Below are 25,915 nucleotides of genomic sequence, written 5' to 3'. Positions count from 1 at the left end.
TGTGGCGAGTTTTAATGTCCGGGCTAAAGCCCTGACCTACCCCAGAAGCAACGGCAAGAACAACGACAAAAGCAGATTCCTCCGCTTCGCTCCTGAATGACAACCAAGAAAACAAGCAACGGCAAAGGCGTCTTCGAGCTATTAGAGGTCTGGCTAAAGCTTTGCCCTAATAGCTCATGCAGCTCCCCAGCCGCCGCCGCCCGGGGACTCGATTCGGATTGAATCGCCAGCCTTGATTTCGAGGCTTGTCTTTCCCGGAAGCTCGAGCAACTCTTCGCCTGAGCGGTGCAACGATCTGCCTGCCGCACCAGACTCGCCGCCTGCCAGCCCGTAGGGTTGGAAGACGCGGCGATCGGCCAGCAGAGTTACCCGCGCCGGGGTGGTCAGCTCGATCTCGCGTATGATCCCGTCGCCTCCACGGAACTGGCCCGCGCCGCCCGAGCCAACACGATAGCCGTACGTCCGGACGCGGAAGGGGTAGGCGTACTCGAGCGCTTCCACCGGCGTGTTGAGCGAGTTGGTCATGTGGGCGTGGGTGCCGGAGAGGCCGTCCGCGCCGGGCCGCGCGCCCTGGCCTCCGGCGGTCGTCTCGTAGTAGGCAAACGCGCGCCCGGTTCTCGGGTCCACGCCGCCGATGGTCAGGTTGTTCATCGTGCCCGAGCTGGCCGCCGGAATCCTCGTCGGCAGCGCCGCAGCCAGCGCCCGCAGCAGCACGTCCACGATCCGCTGCGAGGTCTCCACGTTGCCCCCAGCCACCGGAGCCGGAAGCTGCGCGTTGACGATGGAGCCAAGCGGGGCCAGCATCGTCACCGGCCGCATGAGGCCAGCCGCGGCCGGAGCGTCGTCCGGCAGCAGGCAGCGCAACACGTAGAAGACCGCCGAGTAGGTAATCGCGTAGACCGCGTTCAGGCTGCTGGCGATCTGCGCGTGCGAGCCCGCGAAGTCGATGGTCACGCCCTCGCCCGCAACCGTGATGGCCACCGCAATGCGGACCGGCTCGCTGCCGAAGCCGTCGTTGTCGAGGAAGTCCTCGGCCTCGAAGCGGCCCTGCGGCACCTTGGCGATCTCCGCTCTCATCAGGCGCTCGGCGTAGTTCAGCAGCGCGGTCGAAAACAGCCGAGCTTGTGCAGCACCGTACTTTTCGAGCAGCTCCCGCAGCCGCAGCTCGCCCACCCGGCAGGCCCCGATCTGGCTCAGCAAATCGCCCTCCCGCTCGCGCGGCGTGCGCACATTATGCAGGATGATGCCGAGGATGCCGGGGTCGATCTCGCCCGCCCGCACCAGCTTCACCGGCGGAATCCGCAGGCCCTCCTGGTAGACCTCGCGGCACAGCCCCATCGAGCCGGGGTACATGCCGCCGACGTCGGCGTGGTGCGCCCGCGAGGCCACGTAGAAGACCGGCGCGGACTCGCCCTTGGTAAAGACCGGCAACACCATAGTCAAATCGGGCAAGTGGGTTCCGCCCGCGTAGGGGTCGTTGAGCAGGGCGATGTCGCCCGGCCCCAGCGTGAGCGCGTCGATGGCCGCCCGCACCGACATGGGCATCGAGCCGAGGTGGACGGGCATGTGGTCGCCCATCGCGATCACCTCGCCCGAGGCGTCGAAGACCGCGCAGGAGTAGTCGCGGCGCTCCTTGATATTGGGCGAAAAAGAGGTCCGCCGCAGGGTCGCGCCCATCTCTTCGGCGATGGAGTGGGTGGCGCTCTTGAAGACGGCCAGCTCGATGGGGTCGATTGCGCTCATTGATTCACCTCAATCAACAGGTTGCCGAGTTCGTCCACCGTGGCCACGCAGCGCGGCGGCAGCACGGTCGTGGAGCTGTACTCAGTGATGAGCGCCGGTCCGGAGAATACGTCGCCCGGATGCAACCGGTCGCGGTCGTAGACGATGCTCTCCCGCCACTCGCCCTCGAACCAGATGGGCCGCGTCTTGATCTTCGCTTGAACACCGTTACCTGGACGTGCGGCACGGCGCGGAAGCTCGATGGCATCCGACTTCGCCGTGAGCCGCACGCGCAGGTTGACCACCTCTACGGGCAGCTCACGATTGGCATAGCCGTAGCGGCGCTCGTGCGCGCGGTGGAACTCCTCCAGCATCGTCTCGCCCGCGGGGACGTTCAGCTCGTAGCCCTGTCCCACGTAGCGCACGTCGGCGGAGCGGACGCTGGTACCCTGAAGCCCTTCGGCCAGAAGCTCCTGCTCGCCCTGTGTCTCCAGCTCCGCGTAGTGCGTGGCCAGCAGGTCAGACGAGGGCGGCAGCATCACTGTGCGCGAGTAGTCCCGCACCACGTCGGCGATCAGGATGCCCAGCGCCGACAGGGCCCCCGGCATACACGGCACCAGCACGCGGGGGATGCGCAGCGCGCGGGCCAGCGAGCAGGCATGCAGCGGGCCGGCGCCGCCGAAGCTGACCAGCGGGAACTCGCGCGGGTCGTAGCCGCTCTCGATGGAGATGACGCGGATAGCCTTCTCCATGGCAGTCTCGGAGAGGGTGAGGATGCCCGAGGCGAACCGTTCCACCGAGCCGAGGCTGCCGCGTGCGGCCCCCATCAGTTCGCGGGTGCGCGGCTCGTCCAGCCTCACCGCTCCGCCGAGGAAGAGGTCGGGATCGAGACGGCCTAGAACTAGGTTTGCATCCGTAACCGTGGGGAGCGAGCCGCGCCCGTAGCAGATGGGGCCGGGGACCGAGCCTGCCGACTCCGGGCCGACGCGAAGGATGCCGCCCGCGTCGAAGCGCGCCAGCGAGCCGCCGCCCGCGCCGACCGTGTGGATGTTCAGCATGGGCACGGCAACCGGCAGGCCGGAGACGATGGACTCGCTGGTGGTGGTCGGCCCGGCGTCGGAGATGAGGGCCACGTCGGTGGAGGTGCCGCCCATGTCGAAGCCGATGATGCGGGGGATGCCCGCCTGCCGGGCGATGTGCCACGCTCCGATGACGCCGCCCGCCGGTCCCGAGAGGACCGTTCGGACCGGCTCGCGCGCGGCCAGCGAGGCCGGGACGATGCCGCCCGAAGACTGCATGACGCTGACGCCGCCCTCGGGCAGCGCGGCTTCGAGGGCGTTGAGGTAGCTGCCGACCTTCGGGGCCAAGTAGGCGTTGACCACGACCGTCGCGGTGCGCTCGTACTCACGGAACTCGGGCAGAATGCGGTGCGAGACCGAGATGGGCAGTCCGAGCGGGGCCAGCGCCTCGGCGATCAGGCGCTCGTTGGCCGGGTTGGCGAAGGAGAAGAGCAGCGAGAGGGCGATGGACTCGGCTCCACTGGCCGCGATGGCTTCGCGAAGGGCCGCAAGCTGGGCCTCGGTAGGGGTCCGCAGGATGGCTCCCTCCGCGGTGACGCGCTCGTCGATGCCGAAACGGAGCGGCTGCTCGACGACGCAGGGAGGCGGGGTGTCAAACCAGTCGTAGAGGCTGGCGCGAGCCTGACGGCCGATGGCGATGACGTCCTCGAATCCGGCGGTGGTGACCAGAGCCACGCGGGCACCCTTGCGCTCGAGCATTGCGTTGGTCCCAACGGTAGTCCCGTGGCGAAGTTCGATCTGCTCCGGGCCTGCGGCCTGTCTCGCGGCATTGAGGACGGCCTGGCCGGGATCGGCGGGGGTGGAGAAGAGCTTGAGGACTTCGAGGCGGCCGTCGCGGAGGAAGACGCAGTCGGTGAAGGTGCCGCCGCTGTCAATGGCTACGCGCATCGGCACTCCCCGGCGCGGTTACGCAAGATGTTCATTTGATTACCCTTAAACCTGTGACATCCGTACGGGAAGCCGTGCCGCAGGTGCCTGACTCGTATCCAGATCAGAATACAGCCCGGCTCGTTAAGGGCACGACTAAAGCCGTGCTCCTAAAACAACGGCTGTCCTGCCGGACGGGCCTCCTACGCGGAGGGCGGGCGTTTGCACGCCTTTTTAAAGCTTCGCGTGGTCCTCCCGCTGGTCGGAAATAAAGATGCTCTCTGATGTGAGAATGAGATATGGCTTTGGTAAAGATGATTGCTGTCGATTTAGATGGAACGCTGCTGGCCCGCGACGGTCGGCCCGGCGAACGCAATGCCGCTGCACTGCGGGCGGCAGAGGCGGCGGGGATCGCCGTCGTCGTGGCGACCGGGCGGCGACACTGCTATGCCATGCGGCCGTTGCGGGAGATCGGCCTCGGCCCCGAGACCGTGCTCGTCAGCTCGAACGGAACCGTGACCCGCACCATGGGCCAGCCCACCCGGCTGCTCGACCGTAACTTGATGTCCGTCGAGCGGGCGCGGCAGCTCTGCGGGCACCTCGACGGCTTCCGCAACGCGCTGGTCATTACGTTCGACAAGGTGCTGCCCGATGGTGAGGACGAGCGCGGCTCGCTGGTCGTGGAAGAGCTGGCCGACCTGCACATCAGCATCGGCCGCTGGATGGAGGCGAACGCGGCTTACATCGAGAACATGCAGCCGATCGAAGTGTGCCTTGACGCGGATGCCGCGACGATCCAGATGATGCTCTGCGGCTCGATTGAGCGGATGAGGGCGGCGGCGGACAGGATGCTGGAGCTGCCCTGGGTCGCGGGCGTGGGCGACGACCGGGCCGATGCGGCGGTGGCTCTGCACAAGGCCGAGTACCCCGAGCGCGATCTCTGCCTGCTGGATATCCTGCCCGGCGGCTGCTCGAAGGGCGTGGCTCTGGCGCGGCTGGCTGCCTCGATGGGGATTGATAACAAAGAGATTATGGCCTTTGGCGATAACTGGAACGACCTGTCGATGCTGGAGATTGCGGGCTCGCCGGTACTGATGGGCAACGCCCCGGAGGACTTGCAGGCGATGGCCCGGGAGCGCGGCTGGCAGATGGCCGGGATGCACCATGAGGATGGCGTCGCGGTGGTGGTCGAGGAACTGCTGGCGATGTCGGCGCTCGCACGGTAGAGCCGATAAAGGCTAGATGGTAGGCTTTTGGGTATGAGCGGCTTCGGGCGAGGGCAGATCGGATTGGCGCTGGCGTTTGTGTTGGCGACGCCGCTGGCTCGTGCCGCCGAGCATGTGACGCTGAAGAACGGGCAGGAGTTCGACCACGTGGTGCGGCGCGAGGCCGACGGAGATCGGGCACGGCTCTACTTGACCGCCGATAACTACGTCGAGGTGGCGGCGGGGTCCGTGGATAAGGTCGAGGTCTTGGAGGAGAGGGTCGAGCCTCCGGTTCCAGAGGTAAAAACGGCACCCACCACTGCGGCCCAGATACAGGCGTTAGTGGCCAAGTCCGGGGCCGAGCATCGCATCGACACGGACCTGCTGGCGAGCGTTATCAAGGCCGAGAGCGGCGGGCGGGCGCTGGCGGTATCGCGCACCGGTGCTCGTGGGCTGATGCAGTTGATGCCCGGAACGGCGGCGACTCTGGGAGTGAAGGACGCGTTTTTGCCGGACCAGAATATTGCCGGGGGAACGGCTTATCTGGACCAGTTGCTGACGCGGTATAAGGATGATTTGCAGCGGGCGCTGGCCGCCTATAACGCCGGGCCGGGCGCGGTGGACAAGTACCACGGCGTGCCTCCCTTTCCTGAGACGCGGGAGTATGTGCGGCGGGTAATTCTCGAGTACAACCGGCGCAAGCTTGCTCTTCAGGACTTAGCCCTAAAAACCAAGCTGGTGGCGGCGCAGTGAGTGTGCGGAAGGCGCTGCCGTGGGTTCTGCTGGCCGCGCTGGCGGGCTTCGTCGCGTGGAAGCTGCACACGTCGCACTTCGACTGGGCGGGCTTCGGGCGCAGCCTGAGGACGGCTGACTGGCGGATGCTGCTGGCGGCGCTGCTCGTCATCTACGTGAACTACGTACTGCGGGCGGTGCGCTGGGCGGTGTTTCTGCGGCGGACGCCTTCGACGGCGCGCTGGTGGCAACTGGTCGGCTCGCAGTTTGTCGGATTTACCGGGCTTTCTCTCTTTGGGCGCATTGGCGAGCTAATCCGACCTCTGCTGGTGGCGCGGCGGACAGGGCTGAGCTTTGCCTCGCAGATCGCCGTGGTGGCGGTGGAGCGGGTCTTCGATCTGGGGGCGTTCGGGCTGCTCTTCGGGCTGAATCTGGCGGTCTCGCCGGGGCTGGATTCGCTGCCGTTCCATGAACGGTTTCATCAGGTGGGCTATGTGATCGCGGGGCTGACGCTGATTGTCGCAGCGTTCGTGGTCAGCGTGCGGGTGGCGGGCGGCGTCATGGCGCGGCTGATGAGTGGGTTCGTCGGAATCGTCTCGAAGAACGCCGGGGCATCAGTTGCGGAGAAGGTTCACGCGTTTCGAGAAGGACTGGATGTGATCGCGGGATGGGGGGATTTTGCCTCGGTGGCGGGGATCAGCATTGTGCTTTGGGCAACGATTGCGGTCTCGTATGTGCTGGTGATGAAGGCGTTTCCGGCTCCGGTCTCGCACCTGACCGTTGCGCATACGCTGCTGCTGATGGGGTTCAGCGTGGTGGGATCGCTGGTGCAACTGCCGGGCGTGGGCGGCGGGGCGCAGGCGATGACGATTGCGGCGCTGACGCTGCTGTTTGGGATTCCGCAGGAGCTGGCGGTCAGCTCGGGGCTGATGCTTTGGTTGATTACGACGATGGGCGTGATTCCGGTGGGGCTGGTGTATGCGAAGGTGGAGGGGATCTCGCTGGAGGCGCTGGCGCGGCGCAGTGAAGAGGCCGAAGAAGCCGTGATCGGCTAGAAACACGCGAAGCGTCCAGTACCGCACGAAGTGCCGCCCGCCCGGCGCTAGGGCGCTTTTGCCTTTAGCTTTGAACCCGAACCAATTTCTGCTGGCTGGTGTGGCCGCGGACGATCTCCACGTTGCGCTTGGGAACGTCCAGAAAATCGGCCAGCACCGTGCGGACCTCTTCGTTGGCCTTGCCGTCCTCGGGGATGGCGTTGACCTTGATCTTGAGCGCGCCGTTGGCCATCAGCTCGGCGACGTGGCTGGTCTGGGCGCGGGGGATGACCTTGACCTGGAGAGTGAGCTGGCCCTCCTGCCGGAGCCGGGATTTCAACGCGGGTTGCATCTCAAGGATGATCTCACGCCAGATTTATAGAACAGCCCGAACGATGCGGCGGACCAGCTCGGTGGTGGCTCCGTAGACGATGTGGGCGGCAAAGGGCGTGGCGTAGGCGGATGCGGGAAACTCCGTGGGAGCGCCCGAGAGCTTGAAGGCGGGGACGGCGATGAGGTCAGCCCCGGTGAAGAGGACGCCGCCGAAGCTGGTTCCGAAGCCCGAGCGGACGAGCGGGCTGTACTCGGCGAGGCCGCCGTAGAGGCCACCCATCAGGGCTCCGAAGGCGTAGTGGACGATGGGGCCGTCTTTCTGTTTCTCTTCGAGCGAGAGGTGGCGTCCGCCGGTGACGGTGTTGACGATGGCGTCGGCGGCCTTCATGGTGGCGTCGATGCTGGGCTTGTTTGGCGTTCTCTTCGTCGGACTGGATGGCGTGGGTGAGCTTCGTGCCGGGACCGGCCATGAACTCGTTCATCACCCAGGCAGCGACGAGACCGCCCGCTACTCCGGCGAGGATGCCGCGAATGGGATGCTTTTCAGACTGCATGATGTATCTCCTTAGGCGCGCTTTTTCACCGGCTTGGGCGTCTTGCCGACGGGTTTCTTGACCGGCTTGCTACTAATGCCAGCGAGAGCTTCGATGACGGCTGTGCCGATGGGGCTGCCCAGGCCGGTGCAGGCATCCCAGCCGGGACCGGCGGTGTAGGCTCCGTTATTGCCGGAGGTGATGTCGCGGAGGGCGGACGGGGCCGTGTAGAGGGTGGGGTTGAGGAAGCCCGCGTCGGTGCCGTTCTGCTGGTTGGCGAGCGCGATGAGGCCCGCCCAGAGCGGCGCGACGGCGCTGGTGCCGCCGATGACCGCGCTCTCGCCGTCGACGCGGATGGTGTAGCCGGTGGAGGGGTCGGCGTCTCCTGCGACGTCGGGAACGCCACGGCCATTGCTGGGGACGTTGGCGTTTTGCTGCCATGTGGGCAGCGGGAAGACCGTGCTGACACCGCCTCCGGTCGCGCCCTCATCGGCGGCGGTCTCGTTCCAGACGACCTCCGAAGTGATGGTCGTGCCACTGCCTTCGAGCTTGGTGCCGCCGCAGGCGAGGACGTGCGGGCTGGACGCGGGGAAATCGACGTTATTGCCCGTGCCGCCGTCCGAGGAGCCGCTATCGCCCGCGGCCACCGTGATGGTGACGCCGACGGCGGCGGCGGCCTGGCAGGAGGCGTCGAGCGCGGTGGTGGACTGCTTGGTCCACGAGGACTCCGGGCCGCCCCAACTGATGGAGAGGATGCCGGGCTTGTGGGTGGTGTCGTGGACGGCGGTGGAGATAGCGTCAATGAAGCCCTGATCGGTGTTGGGGGCGAAGTAGACGACGATCTTCGCGCCGGGAGCGATGGCCGCGCAGACCTCGATGTCGAGCATGACCTCGCCGTCAGCCCCGTTGGCGTCGCCGGGGGTGTTCTTGCCGCCGTCGACCGCTACGGCGGTGACGCTGGGCGCGGGCAGGCCGAGGGTTTTGAAGTAGGCGGTGAGGTCGGCGGTGCGGTAGCCACCGCCCAGCTCGAGGATGCCGATGGTCTGTCCGGGGGCGGTGGCTCCGGCGGGAAAGCCGTAGAGCTGGCCGACCTGGACGGGGGTGTAGGAAGTGTTGACGGCCTCGGCGCGGGCTACGCGAAAGTGGGGCCTGGCCTGTGGGCGGGTGTCGAGGCCGAGGACGGCCAGGACGTGGCCATCCAGCTCATTCGGAAGGGTAATCGCTCCTTCGCGGAGGCGGCACTGACGGCCCGCGATGGTGTGCTGCTTTAGCTGGACGCCGAAGGCCTTCTGGATGGCGGCGCAGGTGCCGGTGAGGTGGAGGGTGTGGGGGACGGGGGTGGTCTCGGTGGTGAGACCGTACTCGGCGGCGAAGTCGCGGACCAGTTGGAGCGATGCGGGGTCAGGGCCATGCTGCTTGGCATAGGCGGCACGGGTCAGGCGGGTGCCGAGCTGGCCCAGGGTGCGGGGGTCGAGTGGCTGCTTGGGCCGCACGAGGACCGAGACCGTAACCTTGGAGGCCGTGGGGTGCGGGGTTGGCTCACCAGTTCCTGCTGCGGGGACGAATGGGGATCGTTCGCTGCCGGGAAGAGTGACTCGGGGTTGAGATGCGAAGCGGGCTGAAGCAGGCATGGGAACCTCCATGTGGCTGATTGGATGCGGAGGAGGTTTGGGGATGTAGCTGGAGGGGAGAAAAAACATCCACAAAAGCTTTGTCCTGCCGGACGGGCCCGCTACGCGCGGGGCGGGCGTTTGCACGCCTTTTTACTGCTTCGCGTGGTCCTCCCGTTGGTCGGAAAGAAATATGCTCGCTGCCGACCAGCGGGAGGCCCTTTGCTGTCAATCCTGCCCATGCAGCCCCGAGAACGGTACGAAGTACTGCTGATAGAATCGGGCCTATCTCCATGAAGTGTCCTTATTGCGGTTTCGGGCAGGATCGGGTCGTGGACTCGCGCGAAAGTAAAGAGGCGGACTCCATCCGCCGACGGCGCGAGTGCGAACGATGCAATAAACGGTTTACCACCTACGAGCGGATCGACGAGATCCCCTACATGGTCGTGAAAAAAGACGCGCGCAGAGAGAAGTTCGACCGGCAGAAGGTGCTGGGCGGACTGATGCAGGCGTGCCAGAAACGCAACGTCTCCGCCAGCCAGCTCGAAGAGATCGTCGATGAGACCGAGGCCTTCGTCGTCGATTCGCCCGAGCGCGAGCGCACGACGACCGAGATCGGCGAGTTGATTATGAACCGGCTGAAGGGCATCGACACGGTGGCCTACATCCGGTTTGCCAGCGTGTACCGCGACTTCAAGGACGTGCGGGAGTTCAAGGCAGAGCTGGAAGAGTTGTTGAACGTCAGGGAAAACAAGCATAAGAAAGGAAGTGCATGAGCGAAGCACACAAGATCACACTGATCCCTGGGGACGGCATCGGCCCCGAGGTCTCGTCCGCGGTTGTCTCGATTCTGGAGGCAGCTGGCAAGAAAACCGGATGCTCGTTCGACTGGCACCGCTACGATGCGGGCGCGGACGCGTTCGCGAAGACCGGGGAGTACATCCCGAAGGCGCTATATGAGTCGATTGAGCAGAATCGTGTCGCCCTGAAGGGGCCTGTGACGACGCCCATCGGCGGCGGGTTCAGCTCGATCAACGTGACGCTGCGCAAGAAGTTCGACCTGTTCTCGAACTTCCGGCCGGTGAAGTCGCTGCCGGGGCTGAAGACGAACTATCCGAACATCGACCTCATCATCTTCCGCGAGAACACCGAGGATCTGTACGCGGGACTCGAGGTGATGGTGCAGCCGGACGTGGCGCAGAGCCTGAAGATCATCACGCGCAAGGGCTCGACGCGGATCGCGAAGGCGGCCTTCGACTACGCGAAGAAGCATGGGCGCAAGAAGATTCACGCCATCCACAAAGCCAACATCATGAAGCTGTCGGATGGCCTGTTCCTGAAGTGCTGCCAGGAGGTTGCCGCCGGATTTCCCGAGGTGACCTATGCCGAGCACATCGTGGACAACACCTGTATGCAACTGGTGCTGAACCCTTATCAGTACGACATCATCCTGACCGAGAACCTGTACGGCGATATCCTGAGCGACCTGTGCTCGGCGTTCGTGGGCGGGCTGGGTCTGGTTCCGGGAGCGAACATCGGGCTGGAGTGCGCGATCTTCGAGGCTGTGCATGGATCGGCTCCGGATATCGCGGGCCAGGATAAGGCGAACCCGACGGCGCTGTTGCAGTCGGCGGTGCTGATGCTGCACCACATCGACGAGCCTGCGACGGCCGAGAAGGTGCAAACCGCGCTTGAGACGGTATACGCCGAAGGTAAGACGCTGACGAAGGATGTCGGCGGCAACAGTGGCACCAAGGCCTTTGCGGATGCGGTCATCGCGGCAATCGGCTAGTACTTCGTACCGTTCTCGGGGCGGTATGGGTAAGTAAAAAGCATGGGGCCTTCCGTTGGTCGGCAGCGAGCATCTTTTGTTTCCGACCAACGGGAGGACCATGCGAAGCAGTAAAAAGGCGCGTGAACGCCCGCCCCGCGCGTAGCGGGCCCGTCCGGCGGGACAGGTCTTTATAAAGGGAGCTTTGCGTTGAAGAAGATCGTTCTGCTGGCTGGTTTTGCGGTGTTGGCTCTGGCTGGATGTAAGCCGGATACCGCGGTGAAGAGCACCTCGGAGAGTGGCGCTGCGCCGCGATCCGAGGCTTACTCCCCGGCAGCGCCCACCGTGAAGCTGGACCCGGCTACGCTGGGCGCGGTGAGCGGAACGATCCACTTCAACGGCAAGGCTCCTGCTCCGGTCAGGATCGACACGAGCATGGACCCGGCGTGCGGCATGAGCGGTGGCGGGGATATGTTCTCGGAGCAGTATGTGGTCCACGAGGGCAAGCTGGCGAACGTCTTCGTGTATGTGAAGAGCGGTCCGGCGGCGGCGATGGCCATCGGCAGCAGCATGAGCGCGCCGGTGGTGATGGACCAGAAGGGCTGCCAGTACGAGCCGCACGTGGTGGGCGTAGTGCGGGGCGGCTCGGTCGAGTTTCACAACTCGGATGTGACGATGCACAACATCCATACGATGCCCACGGTGGTCGGCAATGAGACGGTGGATGTATCGCAGAGTCCGAAGGGCACTCCGAAGAGCAAGCAGTTCAAGGTGCCGGAGCTGATGATCCCGGTGCGCTGCAACAATCATCCGTGGATGAATGCGTTTATCAACGTGTCGCAGACGCCGTTCTTCGCGGTGAGCGATGCGAAGGGGAACTTCAGCATTGCGGGATTGCCTGCAGGCACGTACACGCTGGGCGCGGTACACGAGAAGCTGGGCGAGCAGACACTGACCGTGACCGTAACGGCCAAGGGTGAAGCCAAGGCTGACTTTGCTTTCAGTAAGTAACGACAGGGCCTAACAACCATCCGGGCTGGCCGCACATCGCACCTACAGCAACACCTATGCTGGAAGGACCAACACGACCATGAGCAACCATCTTCTCGACGTCAACTCCCTTGCGGTTCACGCACTGCCGCTTTGGTTTCTGGTCTTCTCGCTGTTTCTGCCGCGCATCGCGCTCATCATCGCCTGGTTCGACCGCGACCTGGTGCGGTTTCATCTGGACTCGCTGCTCTCGCCGATCCTGGCGCTGCTGCTGCCGCGCGTGTTGATCCTGGTGCTCATCTATCGCGATCAGGGGTTGACGATGTGGTTCCTCATCCACGCCATCGTTGCGCTGATGGTTTGGGGCGGGTCGGGCAGCTATCACACGCAACGCTGGCGCTCGAACAGCCTCTAAAAACACTGTCCTGCCGGACGAGCCCGCTACGAGCGGGGCGGTGTTTGCGCGCCTTTTTATAGCTTCGCATGGTGTCTTCCCGTTGGTCGGAATCAAAAGATGCTCGCTGCCAGCCAGCGGGAGGCCCTCAAAACATGATCCCTCCCATGCAGCCCCGAGAACCGCACGAAGTGCCGAAGTACTTATGCCGTCTTTATCTGCGGGTGACTATGCTTAAAAAAGCTGTTGGTTCGTAGGTTTTCGCCGTGGGCATGGTGCCCGGATGCGCACTCCGGACCAAAGGTTGCTGTATCCTAGAGGGATCATGGAACGACGCAAAGTTGGGATTCTGGGCGCGACCGGCATGGTCGGGCAACGGTTTATTCAGATGTTGGCGGACCACCCGTGGTTCGAAGTTGCATGGTTGGCGGCGAGCGACCGCAGCGCAGGCAAGACCTACGCCGAGGCTTGCCGGTGGAAGCTGGATACGCCGATTCCGGCGAAGATCGCAGCCATGACCCTGATGCCGAACGTGCCCGAGGGCACGCCTTCGGGCGAGCTGCCGAAGATCATCTTCGCGGCGCTGGATTCAAGCGTGGCCCTCGAGCTGGAGCCGAAGTTCGCGGCAGCAGGCTGCGCCGTCATCTCGAACTCGAGCGCCTTCCGCATGACGAGCGATGTGCCGCTGGTCGTGCCGGAGGTTAACGCCGACCACCTGGGCATGATCGACGGGCAGAGCTGGCGCAAGGAGTCGGGCGGGTTCATGGTGACGAACCCCAACTGCTCGGCCATCGGCCTGGTGCTGGCACTGAAGCCTCTTGAGGAACGCTTCGGCATCGAGAGCCTCTTCGTGAGCACGATGCAGGCCATCAGCGGCGCGGGCTACCCCGGCGTCGCCTCGCTGGACATTCTCGGCAACGTCGTCCCGTTCATCAAGAACGAAGAAGAGAAGCTGCAAGAAGAAGTTGCGAAGCTGCTGGGCGCGGTGCGCGGCGACCATGTCGAGATGCTCGACGTAAAGGTGAGCGCGCACTGCAACCGCGTGGCCGTGGAAGATGGCCACACCGAGTGCGTCAGCATCAAGTTCCGCAAGCCCGCGACCCGCGAGGAGATTCTCGCGGCCTGGGCGGAGTTCTCGCCGCTGCGCGGGATTCACGAGGGGCAGGACCTGCCCTCGGCCCCGGACCAGCCGGTGGAGTATGACGCTGCGGAAGATCGTCCGCAGCCGCGCCTGGACCGTATGCGTGGACGCGGCATGGCGTCCACCGTGGGACGCCTGCGTCCGTGTAACCTGCTGGACTGGAAGTTCGTGGTGCTCTCGCACAATACGATTCGCGGAGCCGCTGGAGCAGCCTTGTTGAACGCGGAGATCCTGGCCATGCTGGGCAAGCTCGACGCCCCCAAGGGAGCGGCAGCAGGGCTGGTGACGGCATGAGCGCAGCGGTGTCGGAACCCAGGCCCAAGATTGTTGTAATGAAGTTCGGCGGCACCTCGGTGGAGGATGCAGAGGCGATCAAGCGCACCGTCGGCATCGTGAAGGGGCGGCGCGATCAGGGCTTGCAGCCCATCGTGGTGGTCTCGGCCATGGCGAAGGTGACGGACCAGTTGCTGGCCGCTGCCGCCACAGCCGGAGGCGGCGACCGTGACGGCGCGGTGGCCATCTCGTTCAAGCTGCGCAAGCGGCACCTCGACACGGCGGACCAGATCGTCGGCCGCGAGATCGCGGAGCTGGCGCACTTCCTGCATCGCCAGTTCGACGCGCTTGACGACCTGCTGCGCGGAATCGCCGCAGTGGGAGAGCTGACCGAGCGGAGCACGGACCTCGTCGTCAGCTTCGGCGAGCGCCTCTCCAGCATCATGGTCGCGCGCGCCTTCGAGCATCGCGGCCTCTCGGGCGCGCACGTCGACGCCCGCACCTGCATCATCACCGACTCGCACTTCGGCAAGGCCGCGCCACTCGAAGAGATCATCGAGGCCAAGCTGTTAGAACACGTACTGCCTCTCGTGGAAGCCCGCGCGGTCCCCGTGATGGGCGGCTTCATCGGAGCCAACGAGCAGGGCGTCACCACCACGCTGGGACGCGGCGGCAGCGACTACACCGCGGCCCTCGTCGGCGGCGGGCTGTATGCCGGTGCCATCGAGATCTGGACGGACGTGAACGGCATCATGACGACCGATCCGCGCATCTGTCCCGACGCGTTGCGGGTGAAGACGATCAGCTTCGAAGAGGCCGCCGAGCTTGCCTACTTCGGAGCCAAGGTGCTGCATCCGGCGACCATTCTTCCGGCGGTGCAGAAGAGCATTCCGGTGTATGTTCTCAACTCGCGCAACCCCTCCAACGAAGGCACCAAGATCACGCCGATCGCGCCCAAGTGCGCCAGCCCGCTCAAGAGCATCGCGGTAAAGAAGCGGCTGACGATTGTGGATGTGGTCGCGAGCCGTATGCTGATGTCACACGGCTATCTGAAGGCTGTCTTCGACGTCTTCGATAAGTACCACTGCGCCATCGACATGGTCTCGACCAGCGAGGTGAGCATCTCGGTGACGGTGGACTCGAACGAGCAGCTTCCGGCCATCTGCGCGGAGCTGGGCAAGATCGCCGACGTGAAGTATGAGGGCCGCAAGGCGCTGGTCTGCCTGGTGGGCGAGGATATTCGCGGACACAACGGTATCGCCGCCCGGGTCTTCGGTGCGGTGCGCGATATCAATGTCCGGATGATCTCGCAGGGAGCCAGCGAGATCAACATGAGTTTCATGATCGACGAGGAAGATGTAGAGGAGGCGGTGCGCTCTCTGCATCAGGAGTTCTTCTCCGATCCTGATGAAGCTGTGTTCGATGCGACAGCGCGAATGGCGAAGGTGTAGGCTGTCTGTTCGGCGGCCGTCGACAGATCCAGACGGATTCGATGGAGTCGGCCGCCGATAAGCTGGTATTGAAAGAGGGTGGAATGCGCGTTCTGGTACTGGGGCACGGCAAGACAGGCAAGCTGGTGGCGGATGTGGCGGCCGAGCGCGGGCACGGCGTACACGTGCTCGACGCCAAGGAGAACAAGGACGCCGCGGCGCTGACGCCGCCGTTCGTGGCGGGCTTCGACGTGGTGATCGACTTTACCGCGCCCGAGGCGGTGGTGCAGAACATGCGCGCCTGCCTGGCGACGGGGGCGAAGATGGTGATCGGCACCACAGGCTGGTATGACAAGCTGGCCGATATGCGCGGGCTGGCCGAGCGCCGCAGCGCGAGCCTGCTCTATGGCACGAACTACTCCGTCGGCGTGCAGGTGATGATGCAGGTGGCGGCCCAGATGGCGAAGAGCCTGAAGGACGCGGGCTATGCCTTCACCATCGAAGAGACGCACCATGTGACCAAGCTCGACTCGCCTTCGGGCACTGCGCTGAGCCTGGCTGAAGTGGTGGAAGAGGCTGCTGGCGTGGCGATTGTGCCGATCGAGGCCAAGCGCGTGGGCGATGCGGCGGGGACTCACCTGCTGATTGCGACCAGCGAGGCCGACCGGCTGGTGTTGCAGCACGACTCGTTCTCGCGGCGCGGCTTTGCCGAAGGCGCGGTGCGGGCGGCGGAGTGGCTGGTGAAGCAGAAGAGCGGGAGCTACGACTTCCGCGAGGTCTTCTCGAAGCTGTAGGCAACGGCGTGAAGTTGTATTCTTGTGAGCATGAGTGCTTCCGCCGTTTCGCCCTTCGAGTTCGATTTCGCATCCCTTCCCTTTGAAGAAAAGCTGGACCGCTTCGCTCAGGTCGCGGTGCGCGTGGGCCTGAACCTGCGTGAGGGCCAGGAGCTGGTCATCTCGGCCACCACCGAAATGATGCCGCTGGTGCGGCGCATCACCGAGCACGCGTACAAGGCTGGCGCGCTGCTGGTGACGACCTTCTACAGCGACGATGAGGCCGTGCTGGCGCGGTACAAGTACGCCCAGGACGCCTCGTTCGACCACGCCGCGCAGTGGATGGCGGATGGGATCGCCGCCGCGTTCGGCAGCGGTGCGGCGCGGCTGGCGCTGGCCGGATCGAACCCCGCGCTGCTGGCCGGGCAGGACCCGGCAAAGGTCTCGCGCGCGAACATCGCTGGCTCGAAGGCCAACAAGCCCGCGATGGAGCTGATTACGCGCCATGCGATCAACTGGTCGATCCTGGCCGCCGCCACTCCGGCGTGGGCGAAGCTGGTCTTCCCTGACCTGCCCGAGGCAGAGGGCGTCGCCAAGCTGTGGGATGCGATCTTTACCGCGTCGCGCGCGACCGAGGAAGATCCGGTCGCTACCTGGAAGGCGCACTCGCGGCACCTGCACGAGCGTGTGGCCTACCTGAACGAGAAGCGGTACTACGCGCTGCGCTTCCACTCGAATGACGGCGCGACCGACCTGACGGTGGGGCTGGCGGACGATCATCTGTGGGCGGGCGGCGGCGGCGAGGCGGGCAACGGCATCTTCTGCAACGCCAACATTCCGACCGAGGAGTGCTTCACCACGCCGCACAAAGACCGCGTGGATGGCCGCGTGAAGGCATCGAAGCCGCTCTCGCACCAAGGCACGCTGATCGAGAATATCTCTTGTGTCTTTGAGGGCGGCAAGATCGTCTCGGCAACTGCGACGTCGGGCGAGGATGTGTTGAACCGGCTGATCTCGACCGACGAGGGCGCGCGGCGGCTGGGTGAGGTGGCACTGGTGCCGCACTCGTCGCCGATTGCGCAGAGCGGGATTCTGTTCTGGAATACGCTCTTCGATGAGAATGCGGCGAGCCACATTGCGCTGGGGCAGGCTTATGCGACGTGCCTGATTGATGGCGAGCATATGGATGGGGATGCGCTGGCGGCAAAGGGTGCGAACGCGAGCCTGATCCATGTGGACTGGATGATTGGGTCGGGTGAGATGAACGTGGATGGCGTTGCGAAGGATGGAACGAGCGAACCGTTGATGCGCGCGGGCGAGTGGGTGTAAGACACGTAATTCTCCCGTTGGGCGGCAGCGAACATTGTTTGATTCCGACCAACGGGAGGACCACGCGAAGCCGAATACAGCACGAAGTGCCCCGTCCGGCAGGACTAGTCGTTGTAAGTCGTTTCGAGCCTGCGCAGTGTTTGCAGCATGGTGCTCAAGGCACTCTTGCCGACTTCCTTCTCGAAGCCGCGCTGCAAACGGTCGAGCGCACCGATGACCTGTAACGCGGCCCGTTTGCCCTGCGGTTTCAGGTGCAGATAATAGGCTCGGGCGTCGGCGGGGTCGATCTTGCGTTGCAACAGGCCGCGAGCTTCTAACGATGAGATGCAGTGGCTTACGTTGCCGCGTGTGGTGCCGAAGGTCTCGGCAAGCTGAGATGGCTTGATGACCTGGGGCGACTCGAAGAAGACCGCCGCGAGCACCAGGGCTTCGAGAAAGCTTAGCCCCTCGGCGCTGAGAGCCTGGGCCGCGAGTGCGTCGAAGCGGCGTGCGGCGCGGGTGATGGCGAACATGGGGCTTTCAAAGAGAAACGCGTTGATACGCATGTTCCTATTAGATAATTGAATGATTCAACTATCAAGAGCTGTACCGAACTATCCTTGTGACAAGTAACAACAGGGCTGACGATGACAGATGAGGGGTGTACTCATTGAGCATCGAACGAACGATTGGCGTGGCTTTATTGGCAGCAGGCAGCATAACCGCACAGGCGCAGGACAGCCAGCAACAACAGGCGATTCCGCCGGTGCACACCTCGGTGGTGGTGCTGGGCAATGTGACGCCGGTCAGTGAGGGCGAGTCGGCCCGGACCGTTGTAGCGCTGGACACGCAGGAGCATCCCGAAGCGTACGGCAGCGTCGAAGACTACCTGCGCACCGATGCTTCGATTGATATTCAGGAGCGTGCGCCCGCCGGGGTGCTGTCCGATATCTCCGTGCGTGGCGCGACCTTCGAGCAGACTCTGGTGCTGCTGAACGGGCTGCGCATGACCAACGTCGAGACCTCGCACTTCAACCTCGATCTGCCCGTGCCGCTGGCCGCTACCGGCTCGATGAACGTGCTGCACGGCGCGGGTTCTACGGTGTATGGGTCGGACGCCATCGGCGGCGTGGTGGACGTGATGACGTGGCAGCCCGAGGCCGATACGTTGCGGCTGGACGCGGGCGTGGGCAGCTACAACGAGAACCACCAGCTCTTTCTGGCGTCGCTGGTGAAGAGGCGCTGGAGCGAGGTACTGGCCGGGGATCGCAACTTCTCGACGGGCTTTATCGCCGACCGCGACTACCGCACCGAGGATCTCAGCTCTGAGACGCGGCTGAAAAGCGCACTGGGCGCGACCGACCTGCTGCTGGCCACTGACGACCGCAAGTTCGGCGCAGCGCAGTTCTTCGGCGACTACAACTCGCGCGAACGCACGAAGGGCTGGTTTACCGGCGCGACGCAGCAGTTCGACGAGCACACGCTGGCGGCCTTCGGGTATCGGCGGCACACGGATATTTTCTTGCTCGAGAAGGACCAGCCCGACGGATATAAAAATCAACACATCGACAACAGCTTCCAGGGCGCGTTGCGGGACAGCCGCGAGATCTTCAAAAATACGACCTTGCAGACCGGGCTTGAGGAGACGACCGAGCAGATCAATAGCACCAACCTGGGCCAGCATGGACGCAATCGCGGCGCGGGTTACGGTGAGGTGGAGTGGCGCGTGCCGGGGCGCGGGTCGCTCTCGGCGGGGCTGCGCGAGGAGGTCTTCAGCGGCGGGCGCGTGGTCTCCAGCCCGATGGCTGCGGGCACGCTGTGGCTGCCGCACTCGCTGCGCCTGAAAGGGTCGGCGAGCTATGGCTTTCGGTTGCCGACTTATCTCGATCTCTACTATTCGGACCCGACTACGCTGGGCAACGCGAACCTGAAGCCGGAGTCGGCGTGGAGCTACGAGCTGGGGTTGAACTGGTTCCCAGTACCGCGGCTGGAGACGACGCTGACGGGGTTCTACTCGAACCAGACGAACACCATCGACTACACGCGGGCGAGCAGCGCGCAGCCGTGGCAGGCGAGCAACCTGCCGGGGCTGGCGTTCAAGGGACTGGAGGGATCGCTGGGCTGGCAGGCGAGCCGTGGCGGCGTGGTGAAGCTCTCGTGGACGCTGCTGACCGGCGCGCAGAAGGCGCTGGGCGGATTGCAATCGGAGTACGTGCTGAACTACCCGGTGAACAACGGGCGCACGGAGTATCGCTGGCGCTCGAAGCAGGGCATACTTTTTGACACGCGGCTCGGCGTCGTCGAGCGATATCACCATGCGCCTTACGCGGTGTGGGACGCCTCGATTGCGCGTGAGGCGGGGCGAGTGCATCCTTACCTGCGCATGACGAATCTCGCGAACACGGGCTATCAGGAGATCGACAACGTACAGATGCAGGGGCGCAGCTTTGTCGGCGGGGTCGAGCTGGTGCTGTCGCGAGCGAAGAGGTGAGCGGCGCGGGTAGAATCAGGGGCATGTCCCGGATGAATTTGCAGGAACGTTTTTGACCTTCGCCGTATGGCGGATGCAGCGCACGAAGCAGGATATCGACGCCTGCCTGAACCGGCTGACCGACGCTCAGATCGCACATCGCGGCGCGGCTCACGAGAACTCCATCGCCAACCTGCTGCTGCACCTTGAAGGCAATATGCGGCAGTGGTTTCTGCATGGAATCGGCGGCCAGCCGGATGTGCGCGAGCGAGACGAGGAGTTTGCGGAGATCACTGAGGCTCAGGTCACCGAGACGCGTGAGCGTTTTGCCGCGACGCTGGGCGAGTGTTGTGTGGTGGTGGGGTCGGTTCCGGCGGAGCGGATGCTCGAGAAGATCAATCCACAGCCGACCGGGATTCACGGGGCGATGACGATTCTGGAGGCGGTGTTTCAGATTGTGGCGCATCTGCAGATGCACGCCGGACAGATCATCGTGCTGACGAAGCAGTTGACCGGAGGCGACCTGGACCTTTCGCTGCCTCGTAAACGCTAAAGACTTGTCCTGCCGGACGAGCCTCCTGCGCGGAGGGCGGGCGTTTACACGCCTTTTTACTGCTTCGCGTGGCTCTCCCGTTGGTCGGAAACAAAAATATGCTCGCTGCCGACCAGCGGAAGGCCCCATGCAGATGATCCCTTCCCTGCCGCCCCGAGAACCGTACGAAGTACCCGACCAGCGGAAGGCCCTCAGAAGATAATCCCGCCCATACCTCCCCGAGAACGGTACGAAGTACCTTCGAGGTTGTAAACTCAACTGTGCTATGGAACTTTCCGGGTGTGGAACTGCGCTGGTAACCCCCTTTCGCGGGGATGGATCGCTCGATGAGGCGGCGCTGCACGCGCTGGTCTGTTGGCAGATCGAAAATGGTATTGAGCTGCTGGTGCCGTGCGGCACGACGGGCGAGGCCTCGACCCTGACCGAAGCCGAGTGGCTGCGGGCCATCGAGATCGCCTGCGCGGCCGCGGCGGGGCGGGTGCCGGTCTTCGCCGGATGCACCCACAACGCGACGCACATCGCCGTGGCTCGGGCCAGACAGCTCGAAAAGGTTCCGGGGCTGACCGGCATCCTGACCGCCAACCCCTTCTACAACAAGCCCGGGCAGGAGGGCCAGTACCAGCACTTCCGCGCCATCTCCGAAGCGACGCCGTTGCCGATCCTGCTCTACAACATTCCGGGGCGCACGGGCGCGAACCTGGAGCCGGAGACCGTGGTGCGGCTCTCCGAACTGGCCAACGTGGTCGGCATCAAGGAGTCGAGCGGCAATCTGGTCCAGATTACCGAGCTGCTGACGCTGGTGCCGAAGAGCTTCAAGGTCTTCGCGGGCGACGACGGGCTGGCGCTGCCGATCATCTCGGTGGGCGGCGCGGGGTTGATCTCGGTGGCTTCGAACGTGATTCCGCAGGCAATGTCTCAGATGGTGCGGGCGGCGCTGAACGACGACTGGGAGCTGGCGCGCAAGATCAACCGGCAGTACTTCCGGCTGATGCAGGCGCACTTCTGGGAGGCTTCCCCGGCTCCGGTGAAGGCCGTGATGGCGATGGTCGGCAAGGGCGAGGATGTGCTGCGTCTGCCGATGGTCCCGGTGAGCAAGGCCACGCGGAAGCGGCTCGAGACGCTGGTGGGCGAGCTGGGGCTGCTGGTGGAGGCCCCGACCGGACGCGTGGATAACCTGCGGGTCTTCTAAACAGACAGCGGGCCGCTCGAACAGAGCAACAAAAGAACAAATGACAACAGGAACGGAGAGGTTTTGAGCGAGCAGGGTTTGGAAGCTGTAGTGGAGTATTGGTTCGGCAAGGGTACAGAGGCGATCGGCAACCCCGAGGCGCTGGCGGCGTTTGCACAGTTGCGCGATGGGCTGGAGAAGGGCGAGCTGCGGTCGGCTGAGCCGGATGCGGCGTCGCCGACGGGCTGGCGGGTAAATGCGTGGGTCAAGCGCGGCATCCTGCTGGGCTTCCGGCTGGGCGCACTGGAGGAGATGGGCTGCCCCACGGGTGCTTCTTTTGTAGACAAGGCGACGTACCCGGCGCGGCGGTTTACCGTGGCCGATGGCGTGCGCGTGGTGCCGGGCGGCAGCTCGGTGCGGGCCGGAGCCTATATGGCCAAAGGCGTCGTGATGATGCCGCCCTCCTATGTGAACGTGGGCGCGTACGTCGATGAAGGCACGATGGTGGACTCGCACGCGCTGGTGGGAAGCTGCGCGCAGATCGGCAAGCGCGTGCATCTTTCGGCCTCGGCGCAGATCGGCGGCGTGCTGGAGCCGGTAAACGCCTCGCCCGTGATTATCGAGGACGACGCCCTGATCGGCGGCAACACCGGCGTCTACGAGGGCACCATCGTGCGCTCGAAGGCCGTGCTGGCCGCCGGAACCGTGTTGACGCGCGGGACACCGGTGTATGACCTGGTGAAGGGCGAGATCTACAAGGCCACGGCGGAGACGCCGCTGATTATCCCGAGCGGCGCGGTGGTCGTACCGGGGTCGCGGCAGGTGACGTCGGGGATCGGCAAGGATTGGGGGCTGAGCCTGGCGACGCCGGTGATCGTGAAGTACCGCGACGAGAAGACGGAGCTGTCGCTGGCGCTCGAAGATCTGCTGCGCTAGCTCGATTTCCTATGGGATGATTGCAGACGGCGGAACTTCGGTTCCGCCGTCTGCGTATCTGATGGGGAAAGGAAGCTGATCTCCATGAAACTTCTGCTCTTCTGCGTTCTGCTCGTCATCTGCTGGCCGGTCGCCCTGATGGCGCTGGTGCTCTATCCCATCGTTTGGCTGCTTCTGCTGCCGTTCCGGCTGGTCGGAATCGTCGTCACCGGGGTCTTTGGGCTGGTTGCGGCGATCTTCCTGCTCCCCGCCCGGGCTCTGCGCTCGATTTAACTTCGAAGGGTACCCTTGGTTGAAACCCATGTCTCAGACCCGAGACATGGGCACCCGGATTGGTGGCTGGGGAAAGAAAAGCATACCTCGCGGGCTAAAGCCCGCATTCGGGGCAACTTGAGATGTCCGGGCTAAAGCCTGGACCTACTTCGGAAACAACGACAAAACTCCCGCACGTCAAAGCTAAAAAGCCCCAAAACCGCATAGCTGTTAGACTCGGGAGTTGATGAGTCTAGATAAATTAAGAATGATTCCGCTGGGTGGCCTTGGCGAGTTCGGTATGAACTGCATGGCGCTCCGTTGGCAGGATGACATTATCGTCATCGACGCCGGCCTGATGTTTCCTGAAGAAGAACTGCTTGGTGTCGATATCGTGGTTCCGGATATCTCCTACCTGACCGAGAACCGGTCCAAGGTGAAGGCGATCATCCTGACGCACGGGCACGAGGACCACATCGGCGGCCTGCCGTGGATCCTCTCCGAGCTTAACGTGCCGGTGTACGGCACCGAGTTCACGCTCGCCTACGTCGAGGGCAAGCTGGACGAGCACGGCCTGCTGGACGATGCCGACCTGATCGAGATACTGCCGGGCAAGCGGTTTACGCTGGGGCCGTTCTCCATCATGCCCATCCGGGTGACGCACTCGCTGGTGGACTGCGTGGCGCTGGCCATCCATACGCCGGTGGGGATCATTCTCCATACCGGCGACTTCAAGATCGACCTCTCTCCCACCGACGGGCGGCCCTTCGACCTGCAGGCCTTCGCCGAGCTGGGCAAGACGGGCGGCGTGCTGGCGCTGTTGCAGGACTCCACCAACGTCGACCGCAAGGGCTGGACGCCGAGCGAGAAGGCCGTACGTCCGCGGCTCGATGAGATCTTCGCGCAGACCAAGAAGAAGATGTTCTTTAGCTGCTTCTCTTCGTCGATCCACCGGTTGAGCCTGGCGATGGAGCTGGCGCACAAGTACGGGCGCAAGGTTGCGGTGATCGGACGGTCGCTGGATAACTCGACCGAGATCGCGCAGGACCTGGGCTACCTGAAGATTCCGCAGGGGCTGCTCATCAATCCGGGGCAGATCCGCGACTTCGCGCCGGATAAGCTCTGCATCATGATCTCGGGCACTCAGGGCGAGCCGATGAGCGCGCTGAGCCGGGCGGCGGTGAACAACCACAAGTTCGCCAAAATCGACGCGGGCGATACGGTGCTGATGAGCTCGCGCGTCATTCCGGGCAACGAGAAGTCCATCTATCGGGTGATCGACCACCTGGAGCGGCGCGACGCCAACGTTATCCACGACGATGGCACCAACGGCCTGATCCACGTGAGCGGGCACGGCAGCCAGGAAGAGCTGAAGATGATGATTAACCTGGTGCGGCCGAAGTTCTTTATTCCGGTCCACGGGGACTATCGCCACCTGAAGCGGCACGCCGAGCTGGCGGCTTCGACGGGGATTCCGGAGCGGACGATCCTGCTCGAAGACGGCGAGGTGCTGGAGTTCACCAAGGACACGGCGCAGAAGAACGGCAAGGTAACGACCGGGCGGATCTGTATCGATTCGGGCGGCTCGATTGATGTGGTCGAGGACGTCGTGATCCGTGACCGCAAGCACCTGTCTGAGGATGGCATTATGCTGCCGATCCTGGCGATCAACAAGCGGACCGGACGCGTAGAGAGCCAGCCGGAGATCGTCGTGCGCGGTTTCGCGATTGACGATGCGCAGGTGATGGCCGAGGCGCGGAACATCGTGCAGCGGACGCTGGACTCCTCAAACACCGAAGAGAAGCAGGACTACGGCGTCATCAAGGAGAAGATCCGCAACGACCTGAAGCGGTTCATCCAGAAGAGCACCAGCCGCAGGCCGTTGATTATGCCCGTCATCATGGAAATCTAGTACTTCGTACCGTTCTCGGGGCTGCATAGCCGAGATGATTTTTTGAGGTCCTCCCGCTGGTCGGAAGCGAGCAATCTTCGTTTCCGACCAGCGGGAGGATCTTTGCTCTTTAAATCACCCAGACAAGTATGAAAGTCACGAAGTGACCGCCCTCCGCGCAGGAGGCCCGTCCGGCAGGACATATCTTTCCGGCTTGCTTGGTAGACTCGTAGCCACGGTGGCAAAGCAAAAGAGATCGGCAAAGAGGGTGGCTCCGGCAGTGCGGGAACCGGGGTTTCTGGAGCGCAACAAACGGCAGATCGGGTGGACGGCCCTGGTCGTGGGGCTGACGGGGATGCTGGCCGTGGCGGGGTGGCCGTTTGCGCGGGCGCATTTGCAGGCGATTGCGGTATTGCAACAGGTGAGCAACAAGCCGGTGCCTGCAATCGTCGGCAATATCGTGGGCGAGTCGATCTCGGTTGAAGACCTTAGCTTCGAGGTGCCGTCGGGCAAGGTGCGGGCGCGGGTTTACCTGCCCACCGACAGGCCCGATGCTCCCTCGCTGATCGTGCTCCACGGGGTCCATCACCTGGGCATCGACGAGCCTCGGCTGGAGAGCTTTGCGGCGGCGATGGCGAGCTGCGGTCTGCGCGTATTGACGCCGGAATTACCGGATATCAAGGACTACCACGTCGATCAGAAGTCGGTCGAGACCATCGGCGAGTCGGTGGCGTGGTACGCGAAGAAGACAGGTGGGCCGGTCGGGGTGATGGGGCTTAGCTTCTCGGGCGGGCTGGCGCTGGTGGCGGCGACCGATCCGCTGTATGAGAAAAACTTCAAGTTTGTGTTTGCGGTAGGGTCGCAGGACCGCATGGAGCGGGTGGCCCAGTACTTCAGGACCGGCGCGGACGCGAGGCCGGACGGCACCATCGAGCGCCTGCCCGCGCACGAGTACGGTCCGCTGGTGCTGGAGTACGAGTACATCGAGGACTTCGTCCCCCCGGCAGATGTGGAGGCGGTCAGGACGGTCCTGCGGGCTCATCTCTACGAGGACAAACCCGCCGAGGACGCAGCTAAGGCGAAGCTGAACGAGGCCCAGGAGGCCGAGGCGGTGGCGATGATGGATGCGGGTTCTGTGGCCACGCAGGCGCGGCTCGAACAGGCCATAGAGAAACATGGCAGGGAGATGGAGGCTTTGTCTCCCGGAGATCGTCTCAAGCAACTAAAGACGCCGGTGTACCTGCTGCACGGCGAGGGCGACAACATCATCCCCGCCGCCGAGACGCTGTGGATGGCGCGCGAGCTGCCGCCGTCGAGCCTGCGGGCGATGCTGGTCAGCCCGGTGATCTCGCACATCGACGTCGCGGCCAGTCCGGGTCTGTGGGAGCAGTGGAAGCTGGTGCATCTGTTTGCTCTGGTGATGCACGAGGCCGAGAGTCGATAGACTGGG

At 64.2% G+C, this 25,915-nt stretch carries 24 protein-coding genes and 1 pseudogene; 19 read left to right on the top strand and 6 right to left on the bottom strand.

The annotated features are described in order from the left end of the window. Positions 1–174: 174 nt before the first annotated feature. Both FTO74_RS03475 and FTO74_RS03470 read right to left on the bottom strand, forming a co-directional pair. Positions 175–1,743, bottom strand: coding sequence for a hydantoinase B/oxoprolinase family protein (locus FTO74_RS03475; protein ID WP_162536891.1), 1,569 nt, complete (start codon positions 1,741–1,743; stop codon positions 175–177). Continuing rightward, on the bottom strand, positions 1,740–3,689 hold the full coding sequence (locus tag FTO74_RS03470; protein WP_162536890.1) for a hydantoinase/oxoprolinase family protein: 1,950 nt from the start codon (positions 3,687–3,689) through the stop codon (positions 1,740–1,742). Before FTO74_RS03470 ends, FTO74_RS03475 begins: the two co-directional genes overlap by 4 nt. 278 nt (positions 3,690–3,967) lie before the next feature. Here FTO74_RS03470 and FTO74_RS03465 point away from each other — a divergent pair, with 278 nt between their 5' ends. Genes FTO74_RS03465 through FTO74_RS03455 form a run of 3 tightly spaced genes read left to right on the top strand, consistent with a single transcriptional unit; the run spans position 3,968 to position 6,660 of the window. Further along, positions 3,968–4,894, top strand: coding sequence for an HAD family hydrolase (locus FTO74_RS03465; RefSeq protein WP_162536889.1), 927 nt, complete (start codon positions 3,968–3,970; stop codon positions 4,892–4,894). A 33-nt stretch (positions 4,895–4,927) separates the two neighbouring features. After that, positions 4,928–5,626, top strand: coding sequence for a lytic transglycosylase domain-containing protein (locus tag FTO74_RS03460; protein ID WP_162536888.1), 699 nt, complete (start codon positions 4,928–4,930; stop codon positions 5,624–5,626). Next, positions 5,623–6,660, top strand: coding sequence for a lysylphosphatidylglycerol synthase transmembrane domain-containing protein (locus FTO74_RS03455; protein ID WP_255462477.1), 1,038 nt, complete (start codon positions 5,623–5,625; stop codon positions 6,658–6,660). Before FTO74_RS03460 ends, FTO74_RS03455 begins: the two co-directional genes overlap by 4 nt. A gap of 64 nt (positions 6,661–6,724) precedes the next feature. On the opposite strand, the gene FTO74_RS03450 is transcribed toward FTO74_RS03455, so the two are convergent. Further along, positions 6,725–6,979: a DUF167 domain-containing protein gene (locus tag FTO74_RS03450; RefSeq protein ID WP_162536887.1), complete on the bottom strand. Its 255-nt coding sequence runs from the start codon at positions 6,977–6,979 to the stop codon at positions 6,725–6,727. Positions 6,980–7,015: 36 nt separating this feature from the next. Continuing rightward, positions 7,016–7,360 (bottom strand): DUF1440 domain-containing protein, encoded by a 345-nt coding sequence (locus FTO74_RS03445; protein WP_162536886.1) that lies wholly within the window; start codon positions 7,358–7,360, stop codon positions 7,016–7,018. A gap of 10 nt (positions 7,361–7,370) precedes the next feature. Here FTO74_RS03445 and FTO74_RS03440 point away from each other — a divergent pair, with 10 nt between their 5' ends. Continuing rightward, positions 7,371–7,541 (top strand): hypothetical protein, encoded by a 171-nt coding sequence (locus tag FTO74_RS03440; RefSeq protein WP_162536885.1) that lies wholly within the window; start codon positions 7,371–7,373, stop codon positions 7,539–7,541. Here the strand turns inward: FTO74_RS03440 and FTO74_RS03435 are convergent. Then, positions 7,538–9,205, bottom strand: coding sequence for a S53 family peptidase (locus FTO74_RS03435; RefSeq protein ID WP_255462476.1), 1,668 nt, complete (start codon positions 9,203–9,205; stop codon positions 7,538–7,540). The genes FTO74_RS03440 and FTO74_RS03435 overlap by 4 nt on opposite strands. A gap of 203 nt (positions 9,206–9,408) precedes the next feature. Here FTO74_RS03435 and nrdR point away from each other — a divergent pair, with 203 nt between their 5' ends. The 8 genes from nrdR (at position 9,409) to FTO74_RS03395 (ending at position 17,216) form a co-directional block, all read left to right on the top strand. After that, on the top strand, positions 9,409–9,891 hold the full coding sequence (nrdR, locus tag FTO74_RS03430) for a transcriptional regulator NrdR (protein ID WP_162536884.1): 483 nt from the start codon (positions 9,409–9,411) through the stop codon (positions 9,889–9,891). Further along, positions 9,888–10,907, top strand: a complete 1,020-nt coding sequence (locus FTO74_RS03425; protein WP_162536883.1) for an isocitrate/isopropylmalate family dehydrogenase — start codon at positions 9,888–9,890, stop codon at positions 10,905–10,907. Before nrdR ends, FTO74_RS03425 begins: the two co-directional genes overlap by 4 nt. 189 nt (positions 10,908–11,096) lie before the next feature. Beyond that, the gene (locus tag FTO74_RS03420; RefSeq protein WP_255462475.1) at positions 11,097–11,897 is read left to right on the top strand and encodes a carboxypeptidase regulatory-like domain-containing protein; all 801 of its coding nucleotides are present in this window, start codon (positions 11,097–11,099) and stop codon (positions 11,895–11,897) included. A gap of 79 nt (positions 11,898–11,976) precedes the next feature. After that, positions 11,977–12,291, top strand: coding sequence for a hypothetical protein (locus FTO74_RS03415; protein ID WP_162536882.1), 315 nt, complete (start codon positions 11,977–11,979; stop codon positions 12,289–12,291). Between the two features lie 304 nt (positions 12,292–12,595). After that, positions 12,596–13,705, top strand: coding sequence for an aspartate-semialdehyde dehydrogenase (gene asd, locus FTO74_RS03410; RefSeq protein WP_162536881.1), 1,110 nt, complete (start codon positions 12,596–12,598; stop codon positions 13,703–13,705). Continuing rightward, positions 13,702–15,135: a lysine-sensitive aspartokinase 3 gene (gene lysC / locus FTO74_RS03405; RefSeq protein WP_174242207.1), complete on the top strand. Its 1,434-nt coding sequence runs from the start codon at positions 13,702–13,704 to the stop codon at positions 15,133–15,135. Before asd ends, lysC begins: the two co-directional genes overlap by 4 nt. Positions 15,136–15,218: 83 nt before the next feature. Then, entirely contained in the window at positions 15,219–15,908 is a 690-nt protein-coding gene (locus FTO74_RS03400) for a dihydrodipicolinate reductase C-terminal domain-containing protein (RefSeq protein ID WP_162536880.1), read from the top strand. A 30-nt stretch (positions 15,909–15,938) separates the two neighbouring features. After that, positions 15,939–17,216 (top strand): aminopeptidase, encoded by a 1,278-nt coding sequence (locus tag FTO74_RS03395; RefSeq protein ID WP_162536879.1) that lies wholly within the window; start codon positions 15,939–15,941, stop codon positions 17,214–17,216. Between the two features lie 104 nt (positions 17,217–17,320). Here FTO74_RS03395 and FTO74_RS03390 read toward each other — a convergent pair whose 3' ends face one another. Further along, positions 17,321–17,761, bottom strand: a complete 441-nt coding sequence (locus FTO74_RS03390) for a MarR family transcriptional regulator (protein WP_162536878.1) — start codon at positions 17,759–17,761, stop codon at positions 17,321–17,323. Between the two features lie 104 nt (positions 17,762–17,865). On the opposite strand from FTO74_RS03390, the gene FTO74_RS03385 reads away from it, so the two are divergent. The 7 genes and pseudogenes from FTO74_RS03385 (at position 17,866) to FTO74_RS03355 (ending at position 25,909) form a co-directional block, all read left to right on the top strand. After that, positions 17,866–19,686: a TonB-dependent receptor gene (locus tag FTO74_RS03385; protein WP_255462474.1), complete on the top strand. Its 1,821-nt coding sequence runs from the start codon at positions 17,866–17,868 to the stop codon at positions 19,684–19,686. A gap of 49 nt (positions 19,687–19,735) precedes the next feature. Next, positions 19,736–20,218, top strand: a pseudogene (locus tag FTO74_RS03380) (DinB family protein); the annotation flags it as partial. 265 nt (positions 20,219–20,483) lie between these two features. Further along, a complete protein-coding gene (gene dapA, locus FTO74_RS03375; protein WP_162536876.1) occupies positions 20,484–21,407 on the top strand; it encodes a 4-hydroxy-tetrahydrodipicolinate synthase in 924 nt (307 codons plus the stop codon). A gap of 63 nt (positions 21,408–21,470) precedes the next feature. Next, on the top strand, positions 21,471–22,322 hold the full coding sequence (locus tag FTO74_RS03370; protein ID WP_162536875.1) for a 2,3,4,5-tetrahydropyridine-2,6-dicarboxylate N-succinyltransferase: 852 nt from the start codon (positions 21,471–21,473) through the stop codon (positions 22,320–22,322). An 84-nt stretch (positions 22,323–22,406) separates the two neighbouring features. Beyond that, positions 22,407–22,595 (top strand): hypothetical protein, encoded by a 189-nt coding sequence (locus tag FTO74_RS03365; RefSeq protein ID WP_162536874.1) that lies wholly within the window; start codon positions 22,407–22,409, stop codon positions 22,593–22,595. 226 nt (positions 22,596–22,821) lie between these two features. Next, on the top strand, positions 22,822–24,486 hold the full coding sequence (locus FTO74_RS03360) for a ribonuclease J (protein ID WP_162536873.1): 1,665 nt from the start codon (positions 22,822–22,824) through the stop codon (positions 24,484–24,486). Positions 24,487–24,703: 217 nt separating this feature from the next. Continuing rightward, complete coding sequence (locus tag FTO74_RS03355) at positions 24,704–25,909, top strand: alpha/beta hydrolase (RefSeq protein ID WP_255462473.1); 1,206 nt, start codon at positions 24,704–24,706, stop codon at positions 25,907–25,909. Positions 25,910–25,915: the final 6 nt, after the last annotated feature.

It is taken from the genome of Granulicella sp. WH15 (assembly GCF_009914315.1).
In the GTDB taxonomy this organism is placed as follows: Bacteria; Acidobacteriota; Terriglobia; order Terriglobales; family Acidobacteriaceae; genus Edaphobacter.
The sequence above is the reverse complement of the archived record's forward strand: the minus strand, read 5'-3'. Positions and strand labels throughout refer to the sequence as shown.

Coding starts and splice junctions, on each gene's coding strand:
- FTO74_RS03475 (WP_162536891.1), bottom strand. CDS start 1,743: ATGAGCGCAATCGACCCCATCGAGCTGGCCGTCTTCAAGAGCGCCACC.
- FTO74_RS03460 (WP_162536888.1), top strand. CDS start 4,928: ATGAGCGGCTTCGGGCGAGGGCAGATCGGATTGGCGCTGGCGTTTGTG.
- FTO74_RS03470 (WP_162536890.1), bottom strand. CDS start 3,689: ATGCGCGTAGCCATTGACAGCGGCGGCACCTTCACCGACTGCGTCTTC.
- FTO74_RS03365 (WP_162536874.1), top strand. CDS start 22,407: ATGAAACTTCTGCTCTTCTGCGTTCTGCTCGTCATCTGCTGGCCGGTC.
- FTO74_RS03360 (WP_162536873.1), top strand. CDS start 22,822: ATGAGTCTAGATAAATTAAGAATGATTCCGCTGGGTGGCCTTGGCGAG.
- FTO74_RS03425 (WP_162536883.1), top strand. CDS start 9,888: ATGAGCGAAGCACACAAGATCACACTGATCCCTGGGGACGGCATCGGC.
- FTO74_RS03395 (WP_162536879.1), top strand. CDS start 15,939: ATGAGTGCTTCCGCCGTTTCGCCCTTCGAGTTCGATTTCGCATCCCTT.
- FTO74_RS03415 (WP_162536882.1), top strand. CDS start 11,977: ATGAGCAACCATCTTCTCGACGTCAACTCCCTTGCGGTTCACGCACTG.
- FTO74_RS03435 (WP_255462476.1), bottom strand. CDS start 9,205: ATGTTTTTTCTCCCCTCCAGCTACATCCCCAAACCTCCTCCGCATCCA.
- nrdR (WP_162536884.1), top strand. CDS start 9,409: ATGAAGTGTCCTTATTGCGGTTTCGGGCAGGATCGGGTCGTGGACTCG.
- FTO74_RS03465 (WP_162536889.1), top strand. CDS start 3,968: ATGGCTTTGGTAAAGATGATTGCTGTCGATTTAGATGGAACGCTGCTG.
- FTO74_RS03400 (WP_162536880.1), top strand. CDS start 15,219: ATGCGCGTTCTGGTACTGGGGCACGGCAAGACAGGCAAGCTGGTGGCG.
- dapA (WP_162536876.1), top strand. CDS start 20,484: ATGGAACTTTCCGGGTGTGGAACTGCGCTGGTAACCCCCTTTCGCGGG.
- FTO74_RS03390 (WP_162536878.1), bottom strand. CDS start 17,761: ATGCGTATCAACGCGTTTCTCTTTGAAAGCCCCATGTTCGCCATCACC.
- asd (WP_162536881.1), top strand. CDS start 12,596: ATGGAACGACGCAAAGTTGGGATTCTGGGCGCGACCGGCATGGTCGGG.
- FTO74_RS03445 (WP_162536886.1), bottom strand. CDS start 7,360: ATGAAGGCCGCCGACGCCATCGTCAACACCGTCACCGGCGGACGCCAC.
- FTO74_RS03440 (WP_162536885.1), top strand. CDS start 7,371: ATGCTGGGCTTGTTTGGCGTTCTCTTCGTCGGACTGGATGGCGTGGGT.
- lysC (WP_174242207.1), top strand. CDS start 13,702: ATGAGCGCAGCGGTGTCGGAACCCAGGCCCAAGATTGTTGTAATGAAG.